Genomic DNA, 18,453 nt, shown 5'->3' with positions numbered 1-18,453 from the left:
GCTATCATTAGAGACATGTGACCGCAAATTGGTTGCCAAAGGCGAGGAAAGACATGCCGCGTATCTTGATGACGGGAGCTTCGGGCGGGATCGGAACGCGTCTGCGGAAACTGCTGCCGCCGATCTATCCGGACCTGCTGCTCTCTGATATCCGCCCGCCGAAGGACCTCGGCGCGAACGAGGAATTCAAGGCGGCGGATCTCTCTGACCTGGCGCAGTGCGAGGCGATCTGCGAGGGCGTCGACGGCATCATCCATTTCGGCGGCTATTCGGTCGAAGGTCCCTGGAACGACATCCTCCAGGCCAACATCATCGGCGGCTACAATCTGTTCGAGGCTGCATATCGCAAGGGCGTCAAGCGCGTGGTGTTTGCCTCCTCGAACCATGCCGTCGGATTCTATCCGCGCCACCACAAGATCGGCACCGACGTGACCCCGCGCCCCGACGGCCGCTATGGCGTCAGCAAGGTGTTCGGCGAAGCGGTCGGGGCGCTCTATGCCGACAAGCACGGCTTGAAGGTGACTTGCCTTCGCATTGGCAATTTCGGCGACGTGCCCCTGGACCTTCGCCGGATCTCGATCTGGCTGAAGCCGGAAGATCTGGTGCAGCTCTGCCAGATCGGGCTCGAGCATCCCGACATTCATTTCGAGATCTTCTACGGCGTGTCCCTGAACGAGCGCGCCTGGTGGGACAACCACCGCGCCTACGAGTTCGGCTACCGTCCGACGGGGCGCTCCGAGGACCACGTGGCACATGCGATGGCCGAGCAGGCCAAGCTGAAGCCAGATCCGGTCGGCGATCACTATCAGGGCGGCGCGTTCTGCAGCAACGAGTTCGACGGCGACACAAGTCGCATCATCGATTGGAATAAGCGGTAGGAGCGCATTCGCAAATCCAGGGCGTCGGAAACGACGCCCTAGACAACGCGTTTGCCGGCCTGGGCCGCGATGGGCCGCTGCACAAAGTACATCAGGATCAGGGAAATCACGGCCGTCGTCACGACGACGTATCCCAGCCGGTCGAAGTGCCGGAGCGTACCGTCGGGATCCTGCGCGATCAGCGCGGCGGCGAGCACGGAGCCGAGCCCGCCGGAGAGCTGCTGCAGCGACGCGCCGACCGCGCTGAAGGAGCCGCGTTGCGCCGGCTCGGGGATTGCGGAAATCAGCGCCTGCGACGGAATCATGCGGGAGAAGATGCCGACGAACATCAGGACGTTGACCAGGATCGCGACCGTCAGGCTCACCTCGCCGAGATGGGTGTAGATCAGCACCATGACGATGGACATCGCGCTGCCGAAGACGAAGGTCGGGTATTTGCCGAAGGCATCGCTCGCGCGTCCCACCAGCGGGCCGATGACAATGCTGAACAGGCCGGAGACGAGATAGATCGTCGGCAGATGCACGATGTCGATGCCGAGATTGTGCACGGTGTAGGCGCTGCCGAACGGCATCAGCATGTAGCCGCCGGTCGCCAGCAGGGTCGTCACCGAGAACGCCATCCAATAACGCGGCTGAGAGACCGTTGCGATCAGATGCCGGAACGGGTTTCGATCCTGCTTCAGCCCGAGATGGCCGTTCACCGGCTTCATCAGGAGCATCACGGCGATCATCCCGATCACCGACAGGCCGACCAGCGCGCCGAACGCGACGTGCCAGTTCCACTGGTTGGCGAGGAAAAGGCCGGCTGGGATGCCCAGCACCTGGCTTGCAGCGAAGGCGGTTTGCACGAAACCCATGACGCGGCCGCGCAATTGCAGCGTGAACAGATCGGTGACGATGGCGAGCACGACCGAGCCGATCACGCCGCCGAACAGGCCGGTCACGATCCGCCCCAGCAGCAACAGATGATAGTTGGGCGCGATCGCGCACAGCGCCGTGCCGAGGGTGAAGCCGGCGTAGAAGAACAACAGCAGCCGTTTGCGGTCGAACCGGTCGGCGAAGCCGGCCGCCAGGATGCCGGAAATTCCCGCGCTGAACGCATAGGCCGAGACCGCCACGCCGAACTGAGCGGCCGAAATATCGAGCGCCGGCATCATGATGGCGCCGAGCGGCGACATGATCATGAAATCGATGATGATCGTGAACTGGACCAGCGCCAGCAGCGCAACGAGGATCGTCTGGTAGCACGTAAAACCGCGGGATCGCTCCTGCGACTCGACGATCGGCTCGGTCAGGGTTTGTTCGGTCATGGCATTTCATTCGGGAGGGAATACGGGGAAGAACGTGCGATTCGCGGCTGGACGCCGGTCCTATCTATTTCCGACGGCGCGCTATTTCGATGGGTTGACAAAAGGTTTTGATGTCCATCACGACGCGGTGCCCCGGTTCATTGAGGACGAGCGCATGCGGGGGCCGAGCTTTGGCTTGGCCGCCCTGCCCATTGATCCAGGTCAACCTTGCCTTCGGCATTTGGTTCTCGATCTGCGCGATCGCATTTCGGCAGCCGGTGCCGCGATCACGGTTCGATTGCGGCGGCGAGAGTCAGAACAATGAAAATCAAATTGCCAGCCGTCGTACTGCTCGCGCTGATCATGTCGGCCCCGGCGCGAGCCGCGATGCTCAGCGACGCCGAGGCGACGTTTCTCGACCAGCTCGTCACCGCGTCCGCGGTGCTCGAACAACGATGCGTCGGCTACGAGGTCAATGGTGCCGGCAGTGTCCAGCTCGGCGCCCGACTTCTCGGCAGCACGGATGCCGCGATGGCGATGATCGACGCCTATGCGGCAGCCATCAAGGCCCGCGACGGCGAAAACTACGATGCCGGTAAATTCCGCATCGAGGTGTCCGACGCGGCCGCCAAAACGTTCAGGCGCATCCGAGCGCAGTTGATCAACGACCCGAAAGCGGCCTGCGCCGACTATGGTGATACCAGCGTGGAGCGCGGCCTGCTAAGACGGTACTGAACCTGCGACTTGGCTTGCCATGGCCTAACGGGCGCACGCGCTAGCGCTCGGCCTCACCCGCAATCCGCGCCAGATAATCCTTCTTGCTGAACTGCATATGATCGACGCAGAGCTGGGCCAGCGCCCAGCTGTCGCGGCCTTTCAACAGCTCGATCATCAGCTCGTGCTGGCGCCGTGATTGCGCGAGGCCGTCTCGGTCGGCGAGATTCTTGGCACGCATCGGCAGCGTCAGGTTCATGTAGTCCTGCAGCGAGCGCACCAGATATGGATTGCCGCAGGCCGTGAACAGCGCGAGGTGGAAGGCGTCATTGGCTTCATGGATGCCGCGCAGATCCCGCACCTCTGCCTTCGCGCAATATTGCCGCTGCAATGCAGAGAGCTCGTCGATCAGGCCTTGCGGTGCGGGCAGGGGGATCATCAGCGCCGCCTGCCGGGTCAGCATCTCCCGGACCTCGTAGATCTGCCGGACCTCTTCGGCCGAGTAGAACCGCACGGTGGCGCCGACATTCTTCTCGCGGCGGACGATGCCGCGGCGCTGCGCATCCACCAGCGCCTGGCGCACGAAGTGCCGCGAGGTGCCGTAAGCCGACATCAGCGCGTCCTCGGTCAGACGCGCGCCGGGCGCGAGGCGGCCGAAGATGATGTCCTCCTCGAGCCGCGCGACGATGTCGTCCGGATCGTCGCGCCGGACCATCGTGGCATCTGCGGTGTGAGTGTCGGACATGCCCTCGGCCTCCCGGCGCTCGGCCGGTCCGTCCTGTGGAGCAGGGAAGGCTTGGATTGTCAATAATCTGGTCATCACCGGGGCGTCGACGGCCAAAATAGCAGGTTTGACGTCTGTCTTATTGACAATCAAGGGGCAGGCTGTACGACAATGACCCGGTAATGGGAGCGGTATGATGACGAGTGGGTTGCGCAAAGGGCTGACAAGCTATGGCGATGCCGGCTTCTCGCTGTTCCTGCGCAAGGCGTTCATCAAGGCCATGGGCTATTCCGACGACGCGCTGGAGCGCCCGATCGTCGGCATCACCAACACCTATAGCGACTACAATCCCTGCCACGGCAACGTCCCGCAGATCATCGAGGCCGCCAAGCGCGGCGTGATGCTGTCGGGCGCGATGCCGTTCGTGTTCCCGACTATCTCGATCGCCGAGAGCTTTGCGCATCCGACCTCGATGTATCTGCGCAATCTGATGGCGATGGACACCGAGGAGATGATCCGCGCCCAGCCGATGGATTCGGTGATCGTCATCGGCGGCTGCGACAAGACACTGCCGGCGCAGGTGATGGCCGCAATCAGCGCCGATCTGCCGACGGTGGTCATTCCCGTTGGCCCCATGGTGGTTGGTCATCACAAGGGCGAGGTGCTGGGCGCTTGCACCGATTGCCGCCGTCTCTGGGGCAAGTATCGCGCCGGCGAAATGGATGACATTGAGATCGAGGCGGTCAACGGCCGTCTCGCGCCGTCGGTTGGCACCTGCATGGTGATGGGCACGGCCTCCACCATGGCCTGCATGATCGAGGCCATGGGTCTGTCGCTGCCGATGAGCGCGACGATCCCCGCGCCGCATGCGGAGCGCTTTCGGCTCGCCGAAGCGAGCGGCAGGGTGGCCGCCGAGATGGCCAAGACCAAGGGTCCGAAGCCGAGCGAGGTGCTGACGCCTGCATCTTTTAGGAATGCCCAAGTCGTGCTCCAGGCGATCGGCGGCTCGACCAACGGCCTGATTCATTTGACCGCGATGGCACATCGCTCGCCGCACCGGCTCGACCTCGGCGTGTTCGACCAGATCGGCCGCGAGGTGCCGGTGCTGATCGATCTCAAGCCGTCCGGCGAGCATTACATGGAGCATTTCCATCACGCCGGCGGCGTGCCGAAACTGCTGGCGCAGCTTGGTGACCTCGTCGATCTCGACGCGAAGACCATCACGGGCGAGAGCCTGCGCGATGTCGCCGCCAACGCGGAACACGTACCCGGCCAGGACGTGATCCGCGCGCGCGACAATCCGATCAAGAAGGAAGGCGGCCTCGCCGTCCTGCACGGTAACCTCGCCCCGCGCGGCGCGGTGATCAAGCAGTCAGCTGCAAGCCCAAAACTGTTGCAGCACACCGGACGTGCCGTGGTGTTCGAATCCGTCGAGGATATGACGCTGCGGGTTGACGATCCCGATCTCGACGTCACCGCCGATGATGTGCTGGTGCTGCGCAATGCCGGGCCCAAGGGCGCGCCCGGCATGCCCGAGGCGGGCTATCTGCCGATCCCGAAGAAGCTCGCGCGTGGCGGCACCAAGGACATGGTGCGCATTTCCGACGCGCGTATGAGCGGCACCGCGTTCGGCACCATCGTGCTGCACATCACGCCGGAATCCGCCGTCGGCGGGCCGCTGGCGCTGGTGAAGAACGGCGACATGATTCGGCTCGACGTCGCCAAGCGCAGCATCGAGCTGCTGGTCGATGCGGCCGAGCTGGAACGGCGCCATGCCTTATTGAAGCCGGCAGCCGCTCCCGACGAGGCGCGGCGCGGCTATGCCTGGCTGTTCAACGAGACCATCATGCAGGCCGACGAGGGCTGCGATTTCGATTTTATGCAGAGAACTGGGAAGAAGACGGATAAGGGGTGACCAACCACCCGAACGAACGCTTAGACCGCTAAAGCGGCGAGCGATAAAACAGGGGGAAACGATGATTGCACGATCCATGCTTGGGCTGGCGGCAACGGCCGCTGTTCTCTTCGTAACGAGCGCGTCGGCACAGGAGGTGAAGCATTATCGCTTCGCCTATGACCAGCCGCGCAACACCGGCTATTCGATCGCGGGCGACCTCTTTGCCGACAAGCTCAAGGAATTGAGCAAAGGCACCATGATCATCGACCAGTATCCGGGCGCGCAGCTCGGGCAGGAGCCGCAGGTGCTCCAGCTCGTGAAAGCGGGCGACGTCGAATTTGCGATCATCTCCTCGGCGAACACCGCGACGATCTCGCCGCAAGCGGGCGTGATGTCGTTGCACTTCCTCTTCCGCGACGAGAACCACGTGGTCAAGGGCCTGGCCGATCCAAAAGTGTTCGCGGCGCTCAAGACCATGATCGACGAGACCACGCAGGGTTTGCATGTGATCGCGACCGGTTCGCAGGGCGTGCGCCACATGTACTCCAAGAAGGAGATCCATAACGTCGGTGACATCAAGGGCCTGAAGATCCGGGTGCAGGCGACCGCGACCGAGGACACCATGTTCCCGGCCTATGGCGCCCAGACCGTGCACATGCCGTTCGGCAGCGTCTACACGAGCCTGCAGACCGGTGTCGTCGACATCGCCGAAAACAGCATCAACGTCTATCTCGTCAACAAGCACTACGAGGTCGCGCCGGTCCTGAACATCACCGAGCACGAAGCCAACAACGCGCTGGTGTTCATCTCCGACAAGCTCTGGCAGAGCCTGTCGGCGGAGCAGAAGGGCTGGGTGCAGGCGGCGGGGAACGAGGTCAGCTCCAAGGAGCCGCAGAAGGCCTTCGACCTCGAACGCACCGCGGCGGAGAAGCTCAAGAAGATGGGCGTGAAGATCGTCGACAACGTCGACAAGAAGAGCTTCACGGCGGTCGCCGATCCCTATCTCGACAAGCTCGCCAAGGAGCTCGGCCCGCACGCCGAGAAGATCAAGGATTTGATCCGCTCGATCAATTGACGTGATGCCGAAAGACGGTGCGCTCCCTCTCTCGCCTGCGGGAGAGGGTAGGGGAGAGGGTGTCTCCGCGGAGAGACTCCCGATGAGGAGAGAGCCCTCACCCGGCGCTTCGCGCCGACCTCTCCCGCAAGCGGGAGAGGTTCAGAAAACCCGCAGCCGGGAGCAACAATGCCCATCGCCGAAAAACTGCTGGTGCAACGCCAACGCCACCTCAAATGGCGCGGGCTCGACTGGCTCGAGCTCGCGCTGATGATCCTCTGCGGCGTGCTCTGCTTCGGCTTCTCGCTGTCGGTGACCGCCGACATCGTCACCCGCACCATCGGCCATCCCTGGCTCTGGCTCCAGGAAGTGACCTCGACATTGTTCATCTACGCCATCTTCGTCGGCACAGCGGCTGCGACGCGGCGCAACGACCACCTCTATCTCACCGCGATCTCCGAGGCGATGCACGGCACGCCGCGTCTGATCGTCGAGATCATCATCCGGATCGTGGTGCTTGGCGTCGCCTTCTGCCTGATCGTGTACGGCTATCAGAACTATCTTCGCGGCTTCGGCAGTTTTCGCCTGCCGTCGGGCACGCCGATCGCCTCGCTCTACGCGATCATTCCGCTGTCGGGCGTGCTGATCGGCCTGTTCACCATCGAGCAGCTCGTCAACGGCGTGCGCAACGGCTTTGACCACCCCGAGCCGCCCGAAGAGGATGACGGGGCGCCTGTCATCACCGACGCGCAGATGAGGGCGCAGCCGTGAGCGCACCCATCGTTCTGGCGTTGATGACGGTCTGCTTCCTGTCCTTCGGCTATCTCGGCGTGCCCGTGCCGTTCTCGCTGATGGCCGGCGTCTTCATCGGCGCGCTGCTGTCGGACGTCTCGCTCGCCGCGATCATCCAGAAGATCTTCGACGGCGTCGATTCCGAGGCACTACTGGCGATCCCCTTCTTCCTGCTGGTCGGCGAGCTCATGAGCTCGGCCAATGTGGTGGTCCGGATAGCCAACCTCTCTGTGTCACTGGTCGGGCATATCAGGGGCGGACTGTCCCAGGTCGTGGTCGTCTTCAGCATGTTCTTCTCGGAAATGTCGGGCTCGACCACCGCCGACGTCGCCGTGATGAGCCGCGCGCTGGGCGGCCCGATGAAGCGCGAGGGCTACGAGCCCGCCTTCATCGCCGCGATCATCGCATCCGCATCGACGATTGCGGCGCTGGTGCCGCCGAGCATCACGGCCGTGGTCTATGGCGCCGTCGGCAACGTCTCGATCGCCGGCCTGTTCATGGCAGGCGTCGTGCCGGGCCTGATGATCGGCTTCGGGTTGATGATCTATTGCTATTTCTTCGGCCCGTCCGGCCTGCGCAAGCCGCGCGCGCCGCTGCGGCAGGTGGTGTTCGCGGCCGGCGATGCGGCGCTACCGCTGATGATTCCCGTGATCCTGCTCGGCGGCATTCTGACCGGCTGGTTCACGCCGACGGAAGCCGGCGTCGTTGCGGTGGTCTGGATTGTCGCGGTCGTGATCCCCGCGCTCAACCGCGGCCATATCAGGAAGATTCCGTACGATTTCTGCCTTGCGGGCCTGATCTTCTCGCTGCCGCTGATCACGATCGGCGCCGCCAATGCGTTCGGCTGGATGCTCGCCTATTTGCGCGGTGCAAGCTACATCGCCGAAGTCATCACCTCGATCGCCGGCAACGATCCGCATTTGATCATGCTGCTGATGGTGCTGCTGTTCACGATCGTCGGCGATTTCATCGAGCCGGTGCCGACCATCATCATCTTCATGCCGCTCGTCAACACGCTGACGGAGGCCGGCGACATCAACGCCGTGCATATGGGCGTGGTGCTGATCGCCACGCTCGCCTTCGGCCTGATCACGCCGCCGTATGGCCTGGTGCTGCTGATGGCCTCGAAATTCGTCGGCGTCAGTTTCGCAAAGGCGCTACGCGCCGCGTTGCCGATCTATCTGGTGTTCCTCGGGACGATCGCGTTTGCGATCTACTTCCCGAGTGTGGTGCTGTGGCTGCCGCAGAAAGTGCTGCCGGAATCGGTCGGATGCTTCAAGTCGCCGGCGGGGACGGGTTATATCTGTCCGCGGTAGCGAATTGCTCGACGCGCCATTGTCCGGCTTCGTGCAGATAGCGGAACGGCGTCCCGTGGCTGTTCTTGAAGTAATTGCCGCAAAGCTCCTTCGCCACGCCCTGCATCACCGCGTCATGGCAAACGAACAGCAGATCGTCGCCGGGATGACGGTCGAGCCATGCCGAGACGCAAGCCAGCGACCGCTCGGCCATGGCCTCCACCTCTCGCCATCGGCGGGCAGGATCGAGACAAGGCCTGTCGCTGATGTGACGCCGTGCTTGATCATGAGGTCGCCGACGGGGAGGCCTTCGAAGCTGCCGAAATCGAGCTCGATGATGCCGGCGTCGATCGTGAGCGGCACCGCGATCGCGTCCGCGATGATCTCGGCCGTTCGCGCCGCGCGCAGCAGCGGGCTTGCGATGATGCGACTGATGCCGGCACCGCGCAACATGCTCGCTGCCTGGTGCGCCTGCCGCAGACCGTCCTCGTTCAGCGGATTGTCGGTCCGGCCCTGGAACAGCCCTTTGCGATTCCAGTCGGTCGCGCCATGACGAAGGCCGTAGAAACTGCGGGCGGGTGTCACTTCGACTTGCTCGTGAATTTCTTCACGGCGGCGCGAAACTCCTCCGTGTTCATCGCCATGATGATCTTGTGCTCCTCGGCGTCGAGCTGCTGCTTCACTGGCGTCGTGGCGGCCTGGTAGACTAGCGATTTGGTGCCCGCGATCGCGGTCGGCGGGTTCTGTGCGAGCCGCTCGGCGAGGGTTCGCGTTGCCGCCTTCAGCTCGGCGGCGGGAACGAGCTTCGCAACGAGGCCCCATTCATGGGCCTGCTGCGCGGTGAAATTGTCCTCGGCCAGGAAAATCTGGAGCGCGCGGCGGGAGCCGACCGTGTTGACGATGCCGACCGTGGAGCCGCCGTCCGGCGACACGCCGATCTTGGCATAGGCCGGCGTGAATTTGGCATCCTCCGCGGCGATGCAGAGATCGGTGACGAAGGCGAGGCCCATGCCGGCGCCGGCCGCCGAGCCGTGCACGCTCGACAGCGAGACCTTCGGCATGCGCCGGATGATCTCGATGAAGGCATGATAGTGCTTCAATAGCTCGCCGACGACAGGCGTCACCGTATTGGCCTCGGCCGCGGCACCGATCGTCTGCAGATCGCCGCCGGCCGAGAAGGCGCGGCCTTCGCCCTCAATCACCAAAACCTTGATGCCATCCTCGCCCTCGATGTAAGCCGCAAGCTGTTCGAGTTTTTGTGCAATCGCCAGATTGATCGAATTGAACGACGCGGGCCGGTTGAGCGTGATGGTCGCGATCGGGCCATCGATCCGCAACAAGGCGGGATCGTCGGGCTGAGAGATGGGAGCTGGCATCTTGGAATCCCCGGCATGAGATCGTTCGTGCGACTAAATCGCAGAAGGCGAGGGGTGACAATCCCCGCCAGCCGCCCTTGCGCAAGCCGGAACGATAGGTTCAAATGGGCCTGCCTTCGTCAGGGACGGACACGAGCGCCGGCTCCTCCTGGGCAAGCAAGCCAAAATCAGCGAGAGAGGAGACGACATGGGTGACGCTCGTGTCTTGCGGAAATGGGCTGTCCAATGACCGATGGCCCGGTGATCATTGTCGGTGCCGGCCATGGCGGCTACCAGGTCGCGGCATCCCTGCGCCAGGCGGGCTTTTCCGCTGCTATCTGCCTGATCAACGACGAGGCGCATCTGCCCTATCAGCGGCCGCCGCTGTCCAAGGCCTATATCAAGGGCGTGGCCGGGCCGGAGAGCCTGATGTTCCGGCCGGAGAAATTCTACCAGGACCAGACCATCGAGCTGGTCGCGGGCCGCGCCGTGTCGATCGACCGCGCGGGGCGCAAGGTGCTGCTCGCCTCGGGCGAAACGCTGCCCTACGGCCACCTCGTGCTGGCGACCGGCGCCCGCAACCGGCTGCTCGATCTGCCCAATGCCAACCTTCCGGACGTGAAATATCTGCGCATCCTCGACGACAGCGAGGCGCTGCGGCAGATCATGCCGTCGAAGACGCGGATCGTGGTGATCGGCGCGGGCTTTATCGGCCTCGAATTCGCGGCCACCGCGCGGATCAAGGGGCTAGAGGTCGACGTGCTCGAGCTCGCGCCCCGCGTAATGGCGCGCGCGGTGACGGCGGAGGTCTCGGAGTATTTTCAGGCGCGGCATCGCGAGGCCGGCATCCGCATTCACCTCGGCGTGCAGGCAACGTCCATCGAGGCGGAGGACGGCAAGGTCACCGGCGTCTCCTTGAGTGACGGAAGGCATTTGCCGGCGGATCTCGTTGTGGTCGGCGTCGGCGTGCTGCCGAACATCGAGCTTGCGGCGGAGGCGGGGCTGCCGGTCGCGGCCGGTATCATTGTCGACGAATATCTCGCGACGGCCGATCCCGATATCTCGGCGATCGGCGATTGCGCGCTGTTCAACAGCCCGCGCTTCGGCGGATCGCAGCGGCTGGAATCGGTGCAGAATGCCACTGATCAGGCGCGCTGCCTCGCGGCGCGGCTGACTGGCGACCGTAAGGCCTATGACAGCCATCCCTGGTTCTGGAGCGACCAGGGCGATGACAAGCTCCAGATCGCTGGCCTCACCACCGGCTACGACCGCGTCGTGCTGCGCGGCGATCCCGCCAGGAAGGCGTTCTCGGCGTTCTGCTACAAGGGGGACAGTCTGCTCGGCATCGAATCGATCAACCGTGCCGGCGACCACATGTTCGGCCGCCGCCTGTTCGGCCTGGATCGCTCGATCACGCCGGAGCAGGCCGCCGACGAAAGTTTTGACCTGAAGGGCGCGCTGGCGTGAGCTCTTCTCCCTCGCCCCGCTTGCGGGGCGAGGTGAAGGAAGCGCGCGGTCTACACCACCGCGCCGACTTCCGCGGCTGTCGGCATCGACGGCCCCGCGCCCATGCGCTGCACGGAGATCGAGGCGGCGGCATTGGCGAAGGCGAGTGCCGCGCGCAAGTCGACGCCGTCGGCAAGTTGCGCCGCGAGTGCTCCCACAAAACAATCGCCTGCGCCTGTGGTGTCGATCGCCTTCACCACGCGGCCGGACACCGAAATCTCCTCGCGCCCGGCGAGCGCGAGCACGCCACGCTTGCCGAGCGTGACGCAGATGGTCTGGTCCTCGCGCGCCTGAAGTTTTCGCGCGACGTCGAGGATCCGCGCGGCCTCGTCACTGTCGGACAACTCCACGCCGGCGAGGAGGCCGAGCTCGGTCTCGTTCAGCACGAGGATGTCGACCAGCGCGAGCAATTCGCTCGACATGGTTTGTGCCGGGGCCGGATTGAGCAGCGTCGTGGCGCCGGTGTCGCGAGCCCGTTGAAAGAACGCGGCAATCGTCGGCAGCGGGATCTCGAATTGACTGACCGCGACATCGCCCTTTGCCAGCGGGACGCCCGCGACGTCATCGACGCCGACGAGCGCATTGCTGCCGGGAATGACGACGATGGTGTTGTCGGCCTCCGCCACCGTGATGATGGCGGTGCCGGTGTGCGCTTCGGCCGTCTCGCGGATCGCGCCGAGATCGATGCCTTGCGCGCCGAGGAACGTCCTCAGCTCACCGCCGAACGAATCCTTGCCGAGCCGGCCGATCAGCGTGGTCCGCGCGCCAAGCCGCGACGCCGCCACCGCCTGGTTGGCGCCCTTGCCACCCGGAAAATACAACACCTGCTTGCCGGCGACGGTCTCGCCGACCCGGGGATGGCGATCGGCCGTCGCCACCACATCCATGTTGATGCTGCCGGCGACGAAGACGCGCCCCATAAGAAACCTCAGATGAGAGACCTCGGCGAACGCTAGACCCTGACCTCGAACTCGTGCCTGACCTTGGCGATGTCGACAAGCGTCGGTAGGCCGGCTTCGTTGCCAAGGCGTTGGATCTTGAAGGTCGAGGCTGCCCGGGCAAAATCGAAATGCTCGCGCCAGCTTTTGCCGGGATGGGCGAGATAAGAATAGACATAGGCGCCGTGAAAGACGTCGCCGGCGCCGTTGGTGTCGATCACGCGCTCGCGCGGAATCGGCATCGCCGGCATCACCTGCACCGTTCCAGTCTCGTCGTACCAGAGCAGGCCCTTCTCGCCCATGGTGATGCCGCCGATCTTGCAGCCGCGGCTCTTGAGATAGTCCAGCATCTTCTCCGGCGTCAGGTCCATCTGCTCGCACAGGCGCTCGGCGACGATCGCGACGTCGATGAATTCCAATAGCTCATGCGTGTTGGTGCGAAGGCCGCCACCGTCGAGCGAGGTCAGAATGCCGGCCTCGCGGCAGACTTTTGCGTAGTGGATCGCGGCATCGGGCTGATGGCCGTCGACATGCAGCGCGCGGCAGCCGCCGAGATTGAGCATCGGGAACGGATGGATGTGGTCGTCGTCGCGGCAGCGGACGATGGCGCGCTTGCCGTCCTTTGGCATGATGAAGGACAGCGAGGACTGGTTGACCTTCCGCCCATGCAGCGAGATCGCGTATTTCGCGCACATGTCCATGAACATGCGGCCGAGCCAGTCATTGGCCGCGGTCGCGATCAGATCGGGCACGATGCCGAGCTTGGCGCAGCAGAACGCCGCGGTCACCGCATTGCCGCCGAAGGAAACCGCGTAGTCGGAGGCCACGTGCTTCTCGTCGCCGGTCGGCATGTGGTCGGTGATGAAGACGACGTCGATATAGGTCTGTCCGATGAAGAGAGCCTGCATTGCTTGTCCGTGATGCGCTTTGTGGTCCCGGCCGGCGCGCTTACTGTAACACCGGTTCCGCCGCGGGACCGCTGAAATTATTCGCAAAACCGCCGCCCGGAGTGCTTGAGGTCGGCATGCGGCCGGAATACGACCATCACCGGACAATGCCAAGCCCGGACAAACGCCGTCTCTCGGTCCACGGTTCCGGGCCGTTCAACAGGGGGTAGCATGATCACCGGCCTCGATCACGTCGTCGCACTGGTCAGGGATATCGGTGCGGCCAGGGCGGCCTATCAGACGCTGCTCGGGCGCGCGCCGGCCTGGCAGAATTCGGGCGAGGGCGCAGATCGGGTGCTGTTCACTCTCGCCAACATGACGATCGAATTGATGGCGCCGAACGGCTTCAGCGTGACCGCCGACCGCATGCGCGCGTTGCTCGGCGACCAGGAAGGCGTGCTCGCCAGCCTGTGCTTTCGTGTCGCGGACATGAGCAAAATGCACCGGCGGCTGGAGCGGGTGGCGCTCAAGCCGGATCCGGTTGCCGAGGTCGAAAGCAGCGACGCGGAGAGCGGCGCGGCCCTGCACTGGAAGCGGACGCGCGCCGCTACGGAGCTCACGCGCGGCGTGCGCATGTTCTTCCTCGAACTGGCTGATGAGCGTCCGCTTTCGCCGGCGACCGATATCGGGCCGATCGATGCGCTCGACCACGTCGTGATCACGACCGAGGATTCCGATGGCGCCGCCGCGCTTTATGGCGCGCGGCTCGGGCTCGATCTGGCGCTCGACCGCTCGCACCAGGATTGGGGCCAGCTGATGTTCTTCCGCTGCGGCGATCTCGTGGTCGAGCTGGTGCGCCGCCCCGTCGCGGGCGGCGATCCCCTGCATGACCGCCTCTGGGGCCTGAGCTGGCGGGTGACCGACATCGACGCCACGCGCGCCCGCCTGATTGCCGCCGGCCTCGACGTCAGCGACGTGCGCAACGGCCGCAAGCCGGGCACGCGGGTGATGACGGTGCGGACCGGCACCTGCGGCATCCAGACGGTCCTGCTGGAGCGCTCGTCGAAGCCGGTGGAGTGAGGGGCCTAACGCTCGGTCGTGTCCCGGACGCGCAGCAACGCCCTTGGCATTGCTGCGCGGAGCCGGGACCCAGAAGGCGGCGACCTCTCATTGATATGGGCCCCGGCTCTGCAGCGCACCGCTGAAGAAGCGCTGCGCTGCGTCCGGGGCACGAGATCGTTCTCAAACCGCCGCGCGCGTGTTACATGCGTCTTGAAGCATCCAGCGAGCACCCGGTTTGGCGAAAGCAGCGGCAAAGCGAACTCTGAAATGGCAGCGCGATCCCGAGGGGATGCGGCTGCGCATTCTCGAAGCCGCCAAGCAGGAATTCTCGGCGCACGGGCTCGCCGGTGCGCGCGTCGACCGCATCGCGGCCAACGCCGGCGCCAACAAGCGGATGCTCTACTATCACGTCGGCAACAAGGACGAGCTCTATCTCGCGGTGCTCGAAGGCGCCTACGACAAGATCCGCAGCGAGGAGCGCGGGCTCGATCTCGAGCATCTCGATCCGCCCGAGGCGATCCGCCGCCTGATCGAGTTCACCTGGAATTATTTCCTGCGCAATCCGGAATTCCTGTCGCTGCTCCAGACCGAAAATCTCGCCCGTGCAAAGCACCTGAAGCGCTCGACCAAGGTCAAGTCGATGCACTCGCCCTTCGTCGAAATGATCGGCACCGTGGTGCGGCGCGGTGTGTCCGGCGGCGACTTCAAGGTCGCGGTCGATCCTGTCCAGCTCTACATCTCGATCGCGGGGCTGTGCTTCTTCTATCTCTCGAACTCGGCGACGCTCAGCGTGATCTTCGGTCGCGATCTGCTGGCTAAGGACGCCAAGGACGAGCGGCTAGACCACATGGTCGGCCTCGTGCTGGCAGCGCTGACCGGACAGTCGGCCGCACTGTTAGCTATGACCAAGACGCCGAAATCGCGCGCCGCGGTGGTGCAGACGGTTTAGCGCGACTTCGTCGTATCGCTGCTTGCGATAATGGAAATTGTGGAGTCGGACTGCACCCCCAACGTCGTCCTGGCGAAGGCCAGGACCCATACCGCGTGATCCATCGATCGCGCGTGGTGCCAATCCCGAACGACCAGCCTTCGCCAAACTTCACCCTGTGGTTATGGGTCCTGGCCTTCGCCAGGACGACACCGAATGTTTGGAGGGACGGCACGTTCCGCCGCGATCCCCCGCCCAAACCTTGCGGAACCCCCGCCCAAAACGTCGCAGGAAAACCGCTGGACAGTATTTACCCAACGGGTTAATTTCTCGCCCAACGAACAAGACGACCGGGAGTGAGACGTGGCTGAGCTGAAGCCGCAGAGTGCGGTGTCCAAGATGCTGAATGCGGCCTGGATCCGGCCGTTTTTGTTCCTGGTGTTCATCGTCGTGGCCTGGGATCTCGCGATCCGGCTGTTCAAGATTCCCGCCTATCAGATCCCGTCGCCGGGCGATGTCATTGCGGTGCTGCGCACCGATTGGCCGGAACTGCTGCGCCAGTCCTGGCCGACGACTTATGCGACCGTCTGCGGCTTCGCGCTCTCGGCGCTGTTCGGTATCCCCATCGCGATGCTGATCGCGGGATCCAAGACCGTGGAGAGCTACGTCTATCCCCTGCTGGTGTTTTCTCAGTCCGTGCCGAAGATCGCGATCGCGCCGCTGTTCGTGGTGTGGTTCGGCTTCGGCATCATTCCCAAAGTCATTTCCGCGTTCCTGCTCGGCTTCTTCCCCGTGGTGGTCTCCGCCGTGCAGGGCTTCAAATCGGTCGATCCAGATATGGTCGATCTCGCCCGCGCCATGCAGGGCAGCCGCTTCCAGGTGTTTTGCGCGGTGAACCTGCCGCATGCGCTACCGGCGATCTTCTCCGGCCTCAAAGTGTCGGTGACGCTGGCCGTGGTCGGCGCCGTCGTCGGCGAGTTCGTCGGCTCCAATTCCGGCATCGGCTATGTGATGCAGCGCTCGATCGGCACCTTCGACCTGCCGACGATGTTCGCAGCGCTCGTGATCCTCGCGCTGCTCGGCGTCATCCTGTTCTGGATCGTGGACCGGATCGAGAAGCTGGTCATTCCCTGGCATGTCAGCCAGCGCGAGGACGTGATTTTCGCCTCTTGACGACAACCAAAGCAACGAACGGCCGCCAACGGCCGACGCAAACAACGACAAGGGAGAGTGACGATGAAGCGATGGATAGGAGCTGTCTCGGCGGCGCTGATGGTGTTCGCGGCCATGCCGGCGCAAGCGGCCGACAAGGTCGTGCTGATGCTGAACTGGTACGTCTATGGCGAGCACGCACCGTTCTATTACGGCAAGGCCAAGGGCATCTACGCCGCCGAAGGCATCGACCTCGAGATCCAGGAAGGCCGCGGCTCGGCCGCGACCACGCAGGCGGTGGCCGCCAAGACCGCCGATTTCGGCTATGTCGACGTGCCCACCATGATGCGCGCCGCGATCAAGGGTGCGCCAGTGGTTGCGACCGGCGTGCTGCTCCAGACCAGCCCGATGTCCGCGATGGGCTTCGTCGACAAGAACATCAGGAAGCCCGAGGATATCAAGGGCAAGACGGTCGCGATCACGCCGGCCGATTCCATGACCCAGATCTGGCCGCTGTTCCTGAAGAAGACCGGCCTCAAGGAAAGCGACTTCCAGACGGTGGCGGGCGATGGCCAGACCAAGCTCAACGCCGTCATCAACGGCCAGGCCGATCTCTTGCTCGGCTACGTCATGGACCAGTCGATGAAGATCAAGGACGCCACCGGCAAGGACGTCTATCCGATCAAGTTCGCCGACTACGGCATCAACATGGTCTCGTCGGGCATCATCGCCAACACTGATTATGTGAAGGCCAATGCCGACCTCGTCCGCCGCTTCATGTCGGCGACGACCAAGGCGGTCGAAGCCGCCGAGAAGGAGCCGAAGGCCGCGGCGCAATCGATCCTCGATGCCAACCCCAAGGGCGGCAAGATCGACACGCTGACGCAGGGCTTTGAGCTGACCATTCCGCTGTACCGGACGCCTGAGACCAAGGGCAAGCGCCCGTTCCAGGTCACCGACCAGAACATGACGGACTCGGTCAATCTGATGGTCGAATATGGCGGGCTCGATGCCAAGGCCAAGGAGAACCCGAAGGCGTTCTACACCAACGACTATCTGCCGAAGAGCGGTTCGTGAAACCTGCGACGAACATGAGTGAAACCCTGCAACCGGCCGCGCATCTGAGACTGGTGAGCGACCGGGCTGCCGGCGATGCGTCGGGCATCAAGCTTTCAGGCGTGTCGAAGACCTACCGGACGCGCGACGGCGATGTGCCGTCGTTGCGGCCGCTCGACTTCCATATCAATGACGGCGAGTTCTTCGTCGTCGTCGGCCCATCCGGCTGCGGAAAGTCCACGCTGCTCAAGCTGATCTCGGGGCTGCTGCCGCCGACGACGGGCGAGATCCTGGTCGAGGGCGAGAAGGTGACGGCGCCGCACGGCAATGTCGGCATCGTGTTCCAGAACGCGCTGCTGCTGCCGTGGCGCAACATCCTGTCCAACGTCATGCTGCCGATCGACATGAAGGGGCTGCCGCGGCAGACATATCTCGACCGGGCCAAGGCGCTGTTGAAGCTGGTCGGGCTCGAAGGCTTCGAGAAAAAGCTGCCGTGGCAGCTCTCCGGCGGCATGCAGCAGCGCGCCTCGATCTGCCGCGCCCTGGTGCATGATCCCCGGATCATGCTGATGGACGAGCCGTTCGGCGCGCTCGATGCGCTGACGCGCGAGCGCATGAATGTCGAGCTGATGCGGATCCAGCGCGAGACCAGGAAGACGGTGCTGTTGATCACGCACTCGATCCCCGAGGCCGTGTTCCTCGCCGATCGCGTGCTGGTGATGACCGAGCGGCCCGGCGCGATCGCCGCGATCTACGACGTGCCGCTGCCGCGGCCCCGTTCGCTGGACGTGATGGCCGATCCTGTTTTCACCGAACTGGTGCAGCGGATCCGCAAGCATTTCTTCTCGCAAGGGACGTTGGATTAGGACGGATGGGATTTCCCGTGGCCTCTGCTGCGCGAACGGTGCGCTCCCTCCCCCGCCTGC

General features: G+C 64.1%; 19 protein-coding genes. 13 read left to right on the top strand and 6 right to left on the bottom strand.

Annotated features, from left to right (window positions below; all coding sequences use genetic code 11):
- The first annotated feature begins 53 nt into the window (after window positions 1-53).
- On the top strand, window positions 54-878 hold the full coding sequence (locus tag BRA1253DRAFT_RS10845; RefSeq protein WP_007593926.1) for an NAD(P)-dependent oxidoreductase: 825 nt from the start codon (window positions 54-56) through the stop codon (window positions 876-878).
- Window positions 879-916: 38 nt separating this feature from the next.
- On the opposite strand, the gene BRA1253DRAFT_RS10840 is transcribed toward BRA1253DRAFT_RS10845, so the two are convergent.
- A complete protein-coding gene (locus BRA1253DRAFT_RS10840; protein WP_007593925.1) occupies window positions 917-2,188 on the bottom strand; it encodes an MFS transporter in 1,272 nt (423 codons plus the stop codon).
- On the opposite strand from BRA1253DRAFT_RS10840, the gene BRA1253DRAFT_RS43495 reads away from it, so the two are divergent.
- Window positions 2,187-2,492: a hypothetical protein gene (locus BRA1253DRAFT_RS43495; RefSeq protein ID WP_157158573.1), complete on the top strand. Its 306-nt coding sequence runs from the start codon at window positions 2,187-2,189 to the stop codon at window positions 2,490-2,492. The two genes, BRA1253DRAFT_RS10840 and BRA1253DRAFT_RS43495, sit on opposite strands and share 2 nt — an antisense overlap.
- A complete protein-coding gene (locus tag BRA1253DRAFT_RS10835; RefSeq protein ID WP_007593923.1) occupies window positions 2,489-2,902 on the top strand; it encodes a hypothetical protein in 414 nt (137 codons plus the stop codon). The genes BRA1253DRAFT_RS43495 and BRA1253DRAFT_RS10835 overlap by 4 nt, the downstream gene beginning before the upstream one ends.
- A gap of 40 nt (window positions 2,903-2,942) precedes the next feature.
- On the opposite strand, the gene BRA1253DRAFT_RS10830 is transcribed toward BRA1253DRAFT_RS10835, so the two are convergent.
- Window positions 2,943-3,626 (bottom strand): GntR family transcriptional regulator, encoded by a 684-nt coding sequence (locus BRA1253DRAFT_RS10830; protein ID WP_007593921.1) that lies wholly within the window; start codon window positions 3,624-3,626, stop codon window positions 2,943-2,945.
- 175 nt (window positions 3,627-3,801) lie between these two features.
- Here BRA1253DRAFT_RS10830 and BRA1253DRAFT_RS10825 point away from each other — a divergent pair, with 175 nt between their 5' ends.
- From BRA1253DRAFT_RS10825 to BRA1253DRAFT_RS10810, 4 genes are all read left to right on the top strand, one after another.
- Complete coding sequence (locus BRA1253DRAFT_RS10825; protein ID WP_007593919.1) at window positions 3,802-5,520, top strand: IlvD/Edd family dehydratase; 1,719 nt, start codon at window positions 3,802-3,804, stop codon at window positions 5,518-5,520.
- Between the two features lie 61 nt (window positions 5,521-5,581).
- Window positions 5,582-6,577 carry a TRAP transporter substrate-binding protein gene (locus BRA1253DRAFT_RS10820; protein ID WP_007593917.1) on the top strand — a complete coding sequence of 332 codons (996 nt, stop codon included), beginning with the start codon at window positions 5,582-5,584 and terminating at the stop codon, window positions 6,575-6,577.
- Window positions 6,578-6,745: 168 nt separating this feature from the next.
- A complete protein-coding gene (locus tag BRA1253DRAFT_RS10815) occupies window positions 6,746-7,327 on the top strand; it encodes a TRAP transporter small permease (protein WP_007593915.1) in 582 nt (193 codons plus the stop codon).
- Entirely contained in the window at window positions 7,324-8,664 is a 1,341-nt protein-coding gene (locus BRA1253DRAFT_RS10810; RefSeq protein WP_007593913.1) for a TRAP transporter large permease, read from the top strand. The genes BRA1253DRAFT_RS10815 and BRA1253DRAFT_RS10810 overlap by 4 nt, the downstream gene beginning before the upstream one ends.
- 105 nt (window positions 8,665-8,769) lie before the next feature.
- Here BRA1253DRAFT_RS10810 and BRA1253DRAFT_RS40435 read toward each other — a convergent pair whose 3' ends face one another.
- Window positions 8,770-9,228, bottom strand: coding sequence for a histidine phosphatase family protein (locus tag BRA1253DRAFT_RS40435; protein WP_007593909.1), 459 nt, complete (start codon window positions 9,226-9,228; stop codon window positions 8,770-8,772).
- Entirely contained in the window at window positions 9,225-10,019 is a 795-nt protein-coding gene (locus tag BRA1253DRAFT_RS10800; RefSeq protein WP_007593907.1) for an enoyl-CoA hydratase/isomerase family protein, read from the bottom strand. Before BRA1253DRAFT_RS10800 ends, BRA1253DRAFT_RS40435 begins: the two co-directional genes overlap by 4 nt.
- A gap of 225 nt (window positions 10,020-10,244) precedes the next feature.
- On the opposite strand from BRA1253DRAFT_RS10800, the gene BRA1253DRAFT_RS10795 reads away from it, so the two are divergent.
- Window positions 10,245-11,465: an NAD(P)/FAD-dependent oxidoreductase gene (locus BRA1253DRAFT_RS10795; RefSeq protein ID WP_007593906.1), complete on the top strand. Its 1,221-nt coding sequence runs from the start codon at window positions 10,245-10,247 to the stop codon at window positions 11,463-11,465.
- A gap of 50 nt (window positions 11,466-11,515) precedes the next feature.
- Here the strand turns inward: BRA1253DRAFT_RS10795 and BRA1253DRAFT_RS10790 are convergent, their stop codons facing one another.
- Together BRA1253DRAFT_RS10790 and BRA1253DRAFT_RS10785 are read right to left on the bottom strand one after the other, a co-directional pair.
- A complete protein-coding gene (locus tag BRA1253DRAFT_RS10790; RefSeq protein ID WP_007593905.1) occupies window positions 11,516-12,424 on the bottom strand; it encodes a ribokinase in 909 nt (302 codons plus the stop codon).
- Between the two features lie 32 nt (window positions 12,425-12,456).
- Window positions 12,457-13,350 carry a sugar kinase gene (locus tag BRA1253DRAFT_RS10785; protein ID WP_007593904.1) on the bottom strand — a complete coding sequence of 298 codons (894 nt, stop codon included), beginning with the start codon at window positions 13,348-13,350 and terminating at the stop codon, window positions 12,457-12,459.
- Between the two features lie 210 nt (window positions 13,351-13,560).
- Here BRA1253DRAFT_RS10785 and BRA1253DRAFT_RS10780 point away from each other — a divergent pair, with 210 nt between their 5' ends.
- From BRA1253DRAFT_RS10780 to BRA1253DRAFT_RS10760, 5 genes are all read left to right on the top strand, one after another.
- Complete coding sequence (locus BRA1253DRAFT_RS10780) at window positions 13,561-14,409, top strand: VOC family protein (protein ID WP_007593903.1); 849 nt, start codon at window positions 13,561-13,563, stop codon at window positions 14,407-14,409.
- Between the two features lie 271 nt (window positions 14,410-14,680).
- Entirely contained in the window at window positions 14,681-15,340 is a 660-nt protein-coding gene (locus BRA1253DRAFT_RS10775; protein ID WP_007593902.1) for a TetR/AcrR family transcriptional regulator, read from the top strand.
- 342 nt (window positions 15,341-15,682) lie between these two features.
- A complete protein-coding gene (locus tag BRA1253DRAFT_RS10770; RefSeq protein ID WP_007593901.1) occupies window positions 15,683-16,492 on the top strand; it encodes an ABC transporter permease in 810 nt (269 codons plus the stop codon).
- A 63-nt stretch (window positions 16,493-16,555) separates the two neighbouring features.
- Complete coding sequence (locus BRA1253DRAFT_RS10765) at window positions 16,556-17,548, top strand: ABC transporter substrate-binding protein (RefSeq protein WP_007593900.1); 993 nt, start codon at window positions 16,556-16,558, stop codon at window positions 17,546-17,548.
- 14 nt (window positions 17,549-17,562) lie between these two features.
- Window positions 17,563-18,393 (top strand): ABC transporter ATP-binding protein, encoded by an 831-nt coding sequence (locus tag BRA1253DRAFT_RS10760; RefSeq protein ID WP_371261368.1) that lies wholly within the window; start codon window positions 17,563-17,565, stop codon window positions 18,391-18,393.
- The last annotated feature ends 60 nt before the right edge of the window (window positions 18,394-18,453 follow it).

Origin of the sequence: Bradyrhizobium sp. WSM1253 (genome assembly GCF_000244935.1) — a bacterium.
Lineage (GTDB): Bacteria > Pseudomonadota > Alphaproteobacteria > Rhizobiales > Xanthobacteraceae > Bradyrhizobium > Bradyrhizobium canariense.
The sequence above is the reverse complement of the archived record's forward strand: the minus strand, read 5'-3'. Positions and strand labels throughout refer to the sequence as shown.